The following is a 584-nucleotide window of genomic DNA, read 5'->3' as shown; positions in this document are numbered from 1 at the left end:
TGCCATGGGATGCCAGACAAAGATTGCTCATCAGGTCCGACAGAAAGGGGCTGATTATCTGCTAGCCGTCAAGGAAAATCAGCCCAAACTGGCTGACGCATTCGAGGCAGCCTTTCCGATGAAGGTGATTGCCAACTATGTGGGAGACTCCTTCACGACTGTCGAGAAAAACCGTGGGAGAGAAGAGTCTCGCTATCACGTAGTGAGTGGGGTTACTGAAGAATTTCAAGAGCTTAGCTACGAGTGGCCAGATCTGAAGACGGTTGGTGTGGTCGTGTCCTTTCGCCAGGAAGGTGATGAGCCGCCCGACGAGACAGTCGTGCGTTACTACATCAGTTCTGCTGAGCTGACCGCGGAACAGATGGCTAAAGCGGTCCGTCAGCATTGGCACATCGAAAATAGGTTGCACTGGTGCCTGGACGTGGCCATGCGGGAAGATGCCTGCCGGATTCACCGTGGACATGCCGCAGAAAACCTAGCAAGAGTTCGCCATATCGCGATGAATTACCTAAAAGGTGAGACCAAATTCAAGGGCGGAATTCGGCGAAAACAGAAGAAAGCAGCGCTGAGCGAGGAGTATTTGG

At 52.7% G+C, this 584-nt stretch carries 1 protein-coding gene; it reads left to right on the top strand.

The genetic code is table 11. The features are described 5' to 3' along the window. The coding region (locus Q673_RS35900; RefSeq protein WP_152527079.1) for an ISAs1 family transposase at window positions 1-584 on the top strand (584 nt) is incomplete at both ends.

The organism is Halomonas sp. PBN3 (genome assembly GCF_000475415.1).
Lineage (GTDB): Bacteria > Pseudomonadota > Gammaproteobacteria > Pseudomonadales > Halomonadaceae > Halomonas > Halomonas shengliensis.
Note: the sequence above shows the minus strand (reverse complement) of the source record. Positions and strands in the feature narration are given on the sequence as shown.